8 protein-coding genes are annotated in these 8803 nt (G+C 64.7%); 5 read left to right on the top strand and 3 right to left on the bottom strand.

The window, feature by feature from the left end:
* Window positions 1–224 precede the first annotated feature (224 nt).
* Window positions 225–941: a hypothetical protein gene (locus C2U70_RS00490; protein ID WP_140975901.1), complete on the bottom strand. Its 717-nt coding sequence runs from the start codon at window positions 939–941 to the stop codon at window positions 225–227.
* Between the two features lie 272 nt (window positions 942–1213).
* Between C2U70_RS00490 and C2U70_RS00485 the strand changes: the two genes are divergently transcribed.
* The 5 genes from C2U70_RS00485 to C2U70_RS00465 all read left to right on the top strand — a co-directional run bounded on the left by C2U70_RS00485 (window position 1214) and on the right by C2U70_RS00465 (window position 6212).
* The gene (locus C2U70_RS00485) at window positions 1214–2137 is read left to right on the top strand and encodes an ABC transporter ATP-binding protein (RefSeq protein WP_140975900.1); all 924 of its coding nucleotides are present in this window, start codon (window positions 1214–1216) and stop codon (window positions 2135–2137) included.
* On the top strand, window positions 2134–2895 hold the full coding sequence (locus tag C2U70_RS00480; protein WP_140975899.1) for an ABC transporter permease: 762 nt from the start codon (window positions 2134–2136) through the stop codon (window positions 2893–2895). Before C2U70_RS00485 ends, C2U70_RS00480 begins: the two co-directional genes overlap by 4 nt.
* A 299-nt stretch (window positions 2896–3194) precedes the next feature.
* Window positions 3195–3983, top strand: a complete 789-nt coding sequence (locus C2U70_RS00475) for a L,D-transpeptidase (RefSeq protein WP_140975898.1) — start codon at window positions 3195–3197, stop codon at window positions 3981–3983.
* A 238-nt stretch (window positions 3984–4221) separates the two neighbouring features.
* On the top strand, window positions 4222–4476 hold the full coding sequence (locus C2U70_RS00470) for an acyl carrier protein (protein WP_140975897.1): 255 nt from the start codon (window positions 4222–4224) through the stop codon (window positions 4474–4476).
* A gap of 32 nt (window positions 4477–4508) precedes the next feature.
* Window positions 4509–6212 carry a fatty acyl-AMP ligase gene (locus C2U70_RS00465; protein WP_140975896.1) on the top strand — a complete coding sequence of 568 codons (1704 nt, stop codon included), beginning with the start codon at window positions 4509–4511 and terminating at the stop codon, window positions 6210–6212.
* 16 nt (window positions 6213–6228) lie between these two features.
* On the opposite strand, the gene C2U70_RS00460 is transcribed toward C2U70_RS00465, so the two are convergent.
* Both C2U70_RS00460 and C2U70_RS00455 read right to left on the bottom strand, forming a co-directional pair.
* The gene (locus C2U70_RS00460) at window positions 6229–7239 is read right to left on the bottom strand and encodes a hypothetical protein (RefSeq protein ID WP_140975895.1); all 1011 of its coding nucleotides are present in this window, start codon (window positions 7237–7239) and stop codon (window positions 6229–6231) included.
* A complete protein-coding gene (locus C2U70_RS00455) occupies window positions 7214–8596 on the bottom strand; it encodes an MBOAT family O-acyltransferase (protein WP_140975894.1) in 1383 nt (460 codons plus the stop codon). Before C2U70_RS00455 ends, C2U70_RS00460 begins: the two co-directional genes overlap by 26 nt.
* Window positions 8597–8803 lie beyond the last annotated feature (207 nt).

Below are 8803 nucleotides of genomic sequence, written 5' to 3'. Positions count from 1 at the left end.
CGGCGTCGGCGCCGGCGTGACCGTCGGCCAGTCTCGCGAATATCGCGACCGCACCACCGTCATCAAGGAGCGGGAGCCGCGCGAGACCAGCAGGACCACCGTCATCAAGAAACATAATGCGGACGGCACGCGCGAGAAGACCGTCATTCATCACGACAACGATTAGCGCAAAAAAGCCCCGGCGAGACACCGGGGCTTTTCCGTCCGGATGACTTGGCCGAAGGCTAGCGCGCCGGGGCCGCGGTTGCAGCCGCCGAGCGGGCCGGCTTCGGCGCGTTCGGATCGGCAGGTGCGGCCGGCGCACGCGAGCGCAGCACCACGGCGTCGATCTCGGCGATCACGCGGCGCTGGATCACCTCGTTCTTGTCGATCGTGACGTGACCGGCGCCGGTGCTGCGGACGTCGACATTGTCGAGCTTGCCGCGGAAACCGTCGGCGGCCTTGACCGGCTCGCCGGGGCCGTCGCCGATATAGATGTTGATGTAGCGCTCGGCGCCGGTCGAGAGCTTGGTCTTGAACACGGAATCGAGCCCGATCGCGAGCTTCACGGGCACGCCGAGGTGATTGAGCTTTGCGATCATGTCGGGCAGCGCGGTCGCGCCGGAGGAGTGCCCGACCAGCACGATGGTCTTCAGCCGGCCGGCCTTGTAGGCGGTCGCGGCCTCATCGGCGAGCGAGGACCAGGACACGAAATTGGCAACCGTGACCGGAATGCCCTGCGCCTGCAGCCTCGAACCGATCGTGTCGAGTCCGAGCGAGAAGATGTTGAGCACGCCGCGGAGCAGGTAGACATGCGTCGTCGCGGCCGCCGGCGCCGTCGGCTGGGCCCGCGCGGCGGTCGGGCTGATGGCAATTGCTGACAGCAGCACGAGGCACAGCGCCCACATGCGGATGGTGGACAAGTGGCTTGCGCCGGCTGCGTTACGGCCGTGAGGTCTCATCGATCTTCCCTGGGGACACACGCTTCGTGATGGAGGAATCGTAGCCTCCCCCCGCTCGCACACGCAACAAAGAGGCGCGTGAGCCGCGATCTTAGCGTCCTAGCGTGTCTCTCGTGCAACAGTTGCCCGAAACCGGCCATGTAAGAGCCTGTTTTGAGGCCATTTTTCTTCCGGCGATTGCGGCCCGGGAAACGCGTTCCTATCTCAGGGCTCCGCTGCTCCGCCCGCCAGACGCGGTTTCCAGCGCCCATCCCCCATCCCGCCGGCTGTTCATGTCATCCATCATTTCCGTCTCCAACCTGTCGAAGACCTATGGGTCCGGCTTCAAGGCGCTGAAGAACGTCAATCTCGATATCAGGCGCGGCGAGATCTTTGCGCTGCTCGGCCCCAACGGGGCCGGCAAGACCACGCTGATCTCGATCATCTGCGGCATCGCCAATCCGAGCGACGGCAAGGTCCTCGTCGGCGGCGAGGACATCCAGACCTCCTACCGCAAGGCACGCTCGCTGATTGGGCTGGTGCCGCAGGAACTCCATACCGACGCCTTCGAGAGCGTCTGGGCGACCGTCAGCTTCTCGCGCGGCCTGTTCGGCAAGCCGAAGAACCCGGCCCATATCGAGAAGGTGCTGAAGGACCTCTCGCTCTGGGACAAGAAGGACAACAAGATCATCACGCTCTCCGGCGGCATGAAGCGCCGCGTGATGATCGCGAAAGCGCTGTCGCACGAGCCAAAGATCCTGTTCCTGGACGAGCCGACCGCCGGCGTCGACGTCGAGCTGCGCAAGGGCATGTGGGAGGTGGTGCGCACGCTCCAGCAGGCCGGCGTCACCATCATCCTCACCACGCACTACATCGAGGAAGCCGAGGAGATGGCCGACCGCATCGGCGTCATCAACAAGGGCGAGATCGTGCTGGTGGAGGACAAGGCGACCTTGATGCGGAAACTCGGCAGGAAGCGGCTGACGCTGCATCTGCAGAGCAAGATCACCACGCTGCCGGAGAGCCTCACCCCCTACAAGCTCGAGCTCTGCGACGGCGGCGCGACGCTGGTCTACGACTACGACACCAAGGGCGAGCGCACCGGCATCACCAGCCTGCTCGGCGACCTCCGCAACGCCGGCGTCCGCTTCTCCGACCTCGACACGAGCCAGTCGTCGCTCGAGGACATCTTCGTCGACCTCGTGAGGACGTCATGAATCATCGCGCCGTACGCGCCATTTACCTGTTCGAAATGGCGCGCACCTGGCGCACGCTGCTGCAAAGCATCGTGTCGCCCGTGGTCTCGACCTCGCTCTATTTCGTGGTGTTCGGCGCCGCGATCGGCTCGCGGATCGACCACGTCGAGGGCGTCGGCTATGGCACCTTCATCGTGCCGGGCCTGATCATGCTCTCGGTCTTGACCCAGAGCATCGCCAACGCCTCGTTCGGCATCTACTTCCCGAAATTCACCGGCACGATCTACGAGATCCTCTCCGCGCCGATTTCCTATTTCGAGATCGTGCTCGGCTATGTCGGAGCGGCCGCGACCAAGTCGATCATCCTGGGCCTCATCATCCTGGCGACCGCCGGCTTGTTCGTGCCGCTGCACATCCAGCATCCGATCTGGATGCTGACCTTCCTGGTACTGACCGCCGTCACCTTCAGCCTGTTCGGCTTCATCATCGGCATCTGGGCCGACGGTTTCGAGAAGCTGCAGATGATTCCCATGCTGGTGGTGACGCCGCTGACCTTCCTCGGCGGCAGCTTCTATTCGGTGAGCATGCTGCCGCAGGGCTGGCGCACGGTGGCGCTGCTCAATCCCGTCGTCTATTTGATCAGCGGCTTCCGCTGGAGCTTCTTCGAGATCGCCGACGTCAGCGTGGGCCTGAGCGCCTCGATGATCACGGTGTTCCTCGCGATCTGCATGGTCATGATCTGGTGGATCTTCAAGACCGGCTACCGGCTGAAGACCTGATCCTAGGCCCGTAGCCCGGATGGAGCGTCAGCGCAATCCGGGTCACCCCATGCATTGGGCGACAGCGGTCCCCGGATTTCGCTTCGCTACATCCGGGCTACTGGACCTAACCAGCTGCTCGCGAAAATGTCAGCGCTGCGGGCGAGAATCGGTCAATCGGCGGCCTTGCTTACGCCTGCCTGCGCGTTAACGATGGGCCTGCAAGATCGCTGGAACGAAAGCCGGACTACGGGCATAATGCAGGCCGGGGGACGGAGAGCCGCGGCGCTTGCTCGAACAGGCCGGAGGCCAGAACTAAAATGCGTTTCCCAATGCGTTCCTTTTTCATCGTTTTTTCATTGATGCTTTTGAGCGTCGGCGCAGCCCAGGCCAAGGTCGATATCACCGTCGACAAGGACAACCAGGTGATGACCGTCGCGGTCGACGGCGTCGCGCGCTATCATTGGCCGGTCTCCAGCGGCATCCCCTCGCGCGAAACGCCGAACGGCAGCTTCCGCGCCTTCCGCATGGAAGAGGATCACTACTCCAAGGAATTCGACGACGCGCCGATGCCGCATGCGATCTTCTTCACCAAGGTCGGGCATGCGATCCACGGCACCGACTCCGTCGGCCGGCTCGGCTCGCCCGCCTCGCATGGCTGCGTGCGGCTGTCGCGCGCGAATGCCTCGACGCTCTATGCGCTGGTCCAGCAGCAGGGCGTGCTCAACACCACGGTGACGCTGACCGGCTCGGCAAGCGTGGCGCTGGCGCGCAATCCGCGCGGCACCAACGTCGCCCGCCGCGGCACCGTCCCGCAGGACCAGTACACTGCCGCCGGCGATCCCGTCGACCTGACGCCGCAGGGCGTGCCCGCCGGCCGTCCCTATGCGTCGCAGAACGACGGCTACATCTATCCGGCCGACGGCACCGACACCGGCGCACGCTATCCCGCGCCGCGCGACACCCGCCGTCTCTACGACGCGCAAGTCTATCAGCGGCAACAGTCGCCGCAGTACCAGTCCTACGATCCGAGCTATGGCCAGCAGGGCTATTATTACAGGCCACCCCAGCCGTACTACCAGCCGCGCGGCTACTACTACCCGAACTGACGGCTGAAGCCGTCGGGGCTGTTTGAACGCGGCCTCGCCGCGTTCGCTTCCGGATTCGATCCGGAGGCGATGGCCCTCGCCGCATCGACGGTCTTCGCCGGCCAGCCCGATGCGACGAAATTGGGCACGAACCGGCTCAAATGCCGGCAATTCCTGTTCATCAACACCTTGTCCCCCGGTCAAATTGACAAGCGACGGTCGGTCCGTATTCTCGTTCTGATTGTTTCTGGGACATGACATGACACGAGAGCAAATCTCGGAATTCTGCATTGCCTCGCTGGCAAATATCCTGCGAATTTCGAAGGACCGGGTCGAAACCGGCGCAAAATTCAACCGGCTCGGCCTTGATTCGGCGATGCTCGTCTATCTCATGATGGAACTCGAGGAAAAACTCGACCTCGAACTGTCGACCGACGACTTTTACGACTACCCGACGGTCGAGGCGCTGTCGCACTATCTGGCCGGCAAGCGCGCGACGCGCGACGCGGCCTGACCGGCGGCCCGGGACAGGCCGGGACAACCGACATGGAAACCCACCGCTCGCTGGTGTCGCTGCTCGCACGGCGCGCGGAAGCGCAGGCCGGCGACCGCGCCTACGTTTTCGTCTCCGACCGCGGCGCTGAAGAGGCCGCCCTCACCTTCCGCGAACTGCATGACGCCGCCCGAGCACTGGCGGGCCGGCTGACGTCGGTGGCCAATCGCGGCGATCGCGCAATCCTGGTGTTTCCGCCCGGCCTCGAATTCATGGTCGCGTTCTTCGGCTGCCTGATGGCCGGTATCATCGCGGTGCCCCTGATGATGCCGCGGCGGAACAGCGCCCGCGATGCCAGTGCCGCGATCCTCGCCAATTGCGCGCCCGCGGTGGCGCTGACGACTTCGGCCTTCGCACTGCGCGGCGATCTGCAGACGCGCTTTGCGCACGAGACCATCCGCTGGATCGAAGTCGCGCTCGACAGTCACTGGGACGACAAGGCCGATCTGCCCGGGCCGGACAGAGACGACATCGCCTTCCTGCAATACACGTCAGGCTCGACGTCCGATCCGAAGGGCGTGATGGTGAGCCACACCAATCTGCTCGCCAATCTCGAGATGATCCGCCGCGCGCTCGGCAACACGGGCCAGTCGACCTACGTCAACTGGGTGCCGCTCTATCACGACATGGGGCTGATTTTGAATGCGCTGCAGTCGCTCTATGTCGGGGCGACCTGCGTGCTGATGGCGCCAAACGCCTTCATGCAGCGCCCGCTCGGCTGGCTGCGTGCGATCTCGCACTACCGTGCCGAGGTCGCCTGCAGTCCGAACTTCGGCTACGACCTCTGCGTCAGCCGCTATCGCGCCGAGCAGATGGAGGGTGTCGACCTCTCGTCCTGGAAGATCGCGCTGAACGGCGCCGAGCCGGTGCATGCCGAGACCATCGCGCGCTTCAGCGAGACGTTTGCGCGCCACGGGTTCGACCCGCGCGCGATCTATCCGGCCTACGGCATGGCCGAGGCGACGCTGCTGATCTCGGGCGGCCGCCGCGGTGACGGCCGTGTCATCAAGACCGTGAGCCGCGAGCGGCTACAGGCTCATGTCGCCGAGCCTGCCCTCGACGAGGCCGACGCGCAGATCGTCGTGGGCTGCGGCCGCGCGCTCGATGGCGAAGCGATCGCCATTGTCGCGCCGGACAACCGCACGCGGCTGCCGGCGAACCGTGTCGGCGAGATCTGGGTCAGCGGCGGCAACGTCGCCCATGCCTATTGGAACAATGAAACGGCGACACGCGATGACCTCAACGCCGAAATCGCGGGTGAACCTGCCGCACGCTGGCTGCGCACCGGCGATCTCGGCTTCGTCGATGAGGCCGGCGAGCTGTTCGTCACCGGGCGGATCAAGGACCTCATCATCATCCGCGGCATCAATCATTATCCGCAGGACATCGAGCGCACGGTGCAGTCGGTGCATACGAGCCTGCGCGAAAACTGCGGCGCGGCCTTCTCGGTGCCTAACGACAGCGGCGAGGAGGTGCTGGTCGTCGTGCAGGAGGTCGAGCGCACCGAGCGCAACAGGATCGACCCCGATGACATCAAGGGTCTGATCCGCGAGGGCGTCGCCGACAGCCACGAGCTCTCCGCACGCCATATCGCGCTGATCAGGCCGGGCGCGCTGCCAAAAACCACCAGCGGCAAGATCCAGCGCAAGCTGGCGCGAAAGCTCTGGCTCGACGGCGCTTTCGAGGAAATTTCCTGAGCGGCGCGCCAGCGGATCAGAAGTCGATCCGCGCCTGCTCGCCAAACTTCAGGCTCGCGACAATCCCCTCTTCGATCCTGCGCGCGAGGCTTGCGCGGTAGTGGATGAGGTCGGCGAAGTTCGCCTGGTCGCGAGTCATGGCGTTGTCGACACGGTAGTTGATGAAATTGCTGCGGGGACGACCGGCCACGACCTTCCTCAGCGCAGCATCGCATGCGCCGCGTTCCAGCGCAGCATCCGTGCCCGGCTTGGCGACCGTCGGGGCAAACGTCGGCGGAACGACGATGACGACGGGCACGTCGGCGGGGAGCTTGCGGATCACGGCGTGAAGCGCCGCAACCTCGGAAAAGACGTCACGCGCTGCCGCCGTCGCGGCTGCGGCCGGATCTCTCGGCCTGTTCACCGCGTTGAACCGGCCGGGCGGCCAGATATCTTCATAGCTCACAAAACCGTCCCGCCTCATCCGCTGGCGCCAGCCGAGACCGATGCCGAGCCTTTGGAAGACCTGCTCGATCGCCGGCCATGAGATCAGCCGAATCGCATAGGTGACGATGCCCCGGTCATAGACCCAATAAGGGAATGGGGCGCCCTCCTCCTTCGGCCGCTCGTGCACGCACCAGGCGGGGTCGGCTGCGAACACCAGCGCGCCCACCTCGTTGTGGTGCCGCAGGAAGAAATCGAGCACCGCGAGCTGCTCGCGCGGATTTGCACCGGTCATGTAGAGCTGCACGAAGCGCAGGCCGGTCGCGCGCGACAGCTCGGCCGGCTCGATCATCTGGGCCGTCGAGTTGCCGAAGATGGCGGCGTTGAAGTCCGGATCGCGCGCACGGCTCGCGGCCGTGAACTGCGTGCTGCGACTCTCCACGCCGGCAATGCCGAGCAGGCCGAGCTTGCCGCTGTCATAGGGATCGACGACGACCATCAGCGCAAGGATCAGCAGCGCGCCGCCGATCAGCGTGCCGAGGCAGGCGATCAGGCTCCGGGCCCAGCCGGGATCGGTGTCAGAACTTGAAGTAGACGAATTCATGGAGATCCCGACCACCCATGTGAAGCAGCAATGCAAGAAGACCGATACCGAGCAGGCCCGCGAGCCACGGATTCGGACGGCGGGTGAAATAAGCGATGATGTCCTGGCTCGCCGGCAACAGGAAGGCGATCAGGGGCGCCGCGATCAGCGGCCAGAGATGCTTGCCGCGATCGAGCGGCAGCGGCTGCAGCAACCCTTCGAAGACATGCCAGGCAGCCTGGACCGAGCCGGCGCGGAAGATCACACCGGTCGCGAGCACGAACAGCACGGTCAGCGCCCAGCCCAGCCATGACGGAAAGTGCGGGCCGTAGCGCCGCCACAGTGCGCAGGCGACCAGCGCCAGTCCATGCAGCACACCCCACAGCACGAACGTCCAGCTCGCGCCGTGCCACAGGCCGCACAAGGCCATGGTGATCAGCATCGCGCCGAAGAACTGCACCGGCAGCAAGCGCCGCGGCAGGATGCGCGCATTGACCAGCGGATAGAACACGTAATCGCGCAGGAACATCATCAGGGTGATGTGCCAGCGCTGCCAAAAGTCCTGGATGTTGGTGGAGCGCAGCGGCGCGTTGAAATTATAAGGCAGTTGCACGCCGAACAGCAGGCCGAGCCCGATCGCGATGTCGGAATAGCCGGCAAAATCGAACAGGATCTGGAACGAGAAGCAGAAGGCGAGCCAGGCCTCGCCGTTCGAGAGCACACCGGCCGTCGCCTGGTCGTAGACGGGATTGAGCAGATGCGCGATGCCGTCGGCGATCACGACTTTCTCGAACAGGCCGAACGCGATGAAGCAGGTCGCGATACAGAATTTTCGCGGCCAGCCCGGCGCGTAAACCTGCCGGCCGAACTGGTGCATCACCTCCGACCAGCGCGCCAGCGGCCCGGCAATCGCCTGCGGGAAGAAGGCTATATAGAGCGCGTAGCGGTCGAGCGCATAGAGCGGCGCCTTGCCGCGCTTCAGATCCACCAGATACATGATGTGGTGGAAGGTGAAGAAGGAGATGCCGAGCGGAAGGCCGACATCGAGCTCCGGCATCGGCCGGTGCAGCACCAGCCCAAGATTGGCGAGGATGAAGTTGGCGTATTTGAACAGCGCCAGCACGGCGAGATTGAGCAGGATCGCGGCGTTGAGGATCGCCGGACGTTTGAGCCGGCCATAGGCGAGCGCGGCGAGCCAGTTGATCGCGATCGAGGCGATCAGAAGCAGGATGAAGGATGGGCTGCCATAGGCGTAGAACGCCAATGACAGCAGCACCAAGACGCTGACCCGCAACTGCGGAACGGGATCGGCGAGCCGGTAGAGCAGGATCGCCACCGGCAGGAAGACCAACAGGAAGGGGTAGTCGTTAAACAGCATCGGATCGAAGCTGAACCATCATCGTCACCGATGATACTCAGCCCGTTTCCAGGTCGGCGGCCGCATCGCCCGGCTGCCGGAGCATGCGGCGGGCGATCTTCTCGTCGCTGGGGACCTTGACGTCCCAGGCGAGACCGAGCACTTCCAGCGCGCGGATGAAGATGAAGCCGGGATCGAACTCGAACCAGCGCAGCCCGAAGGCCGCGG

The sequence above is a fragment of the Bradyrhizobium guangdongense genome, assembly GCF_006483445.1.
Lineage (GTDB): Bacteria > Pseudomonadota > Alphaproteobacteria > Rhizobiales > Xanthobacteraceae > Bradyrhizobium > Bradyrhizobium guangdongense_A.
The sequence above is the reverse complement of the archived record's forward strand: the minus strand, read 5'-3'. Positions and strand labels throughout refer to the sequence as shown.

Bases quoted from the DNA above. Each gene is read 5' to 3' on its own strand.
- C2U70_RS00465 (WP_140975896.1), top strand. From the start codon at position 4,509: ATGGAAACCCACCGCTCGCTGGTGTCGCTGCTCGCACGGCGCGCGGAA.
- C2U70_RS00485 (WP_140975900.1), top strand. From the start codon at position 1,214: ATGTCATCCATCATTTCCGTCTCCAACCTGTCGAAGACCTATGGGTCC.
- C2U70_RS00480 (WP_140975899.1), top strand. From the start codon at position 2,134: ATGAATCATCGCGCCGTACGCGCCATTTACCTGTTCGAAATGGCGCGC.
- C2U70_RS00470 (WP_140975897.1), top strand. From the start codon at position 4,222: ATGACACGAGAGCAAATCTCGGAATTCTGCATTGCCTCGCTGGCAAAT.
- C2U70_RS00490 (WP_140975901.1), bottom strand. From the start codon at position 941: ATGAGACCTCACGGCCGTAACGCAGCCGGCGCAAGCCACTTGTCCACC.
- C2U70_RS00455 (WP_140975894.1), bottom strand. From the start codon at position 8,596: ATGCTGTTTAACGACTACCCCTTCCTGTTGGTCTTCCTGCCGGTGGCG.
- C2U70_RS00460 (WP_140975895.1), bottom strand. From the start codon at position 7,239: ATGAATTCGTCTACTTCAAGTTCTGACACCGATCCCGGCTGGGCCCGG.
- C2U70_RS00475 (WP_140975898.1), top strand. From the start codon at position 3,195: ATGCGTTTCCCAATGCGTTCCTTTTTCATCGTTTTTTCATTGATGCTT.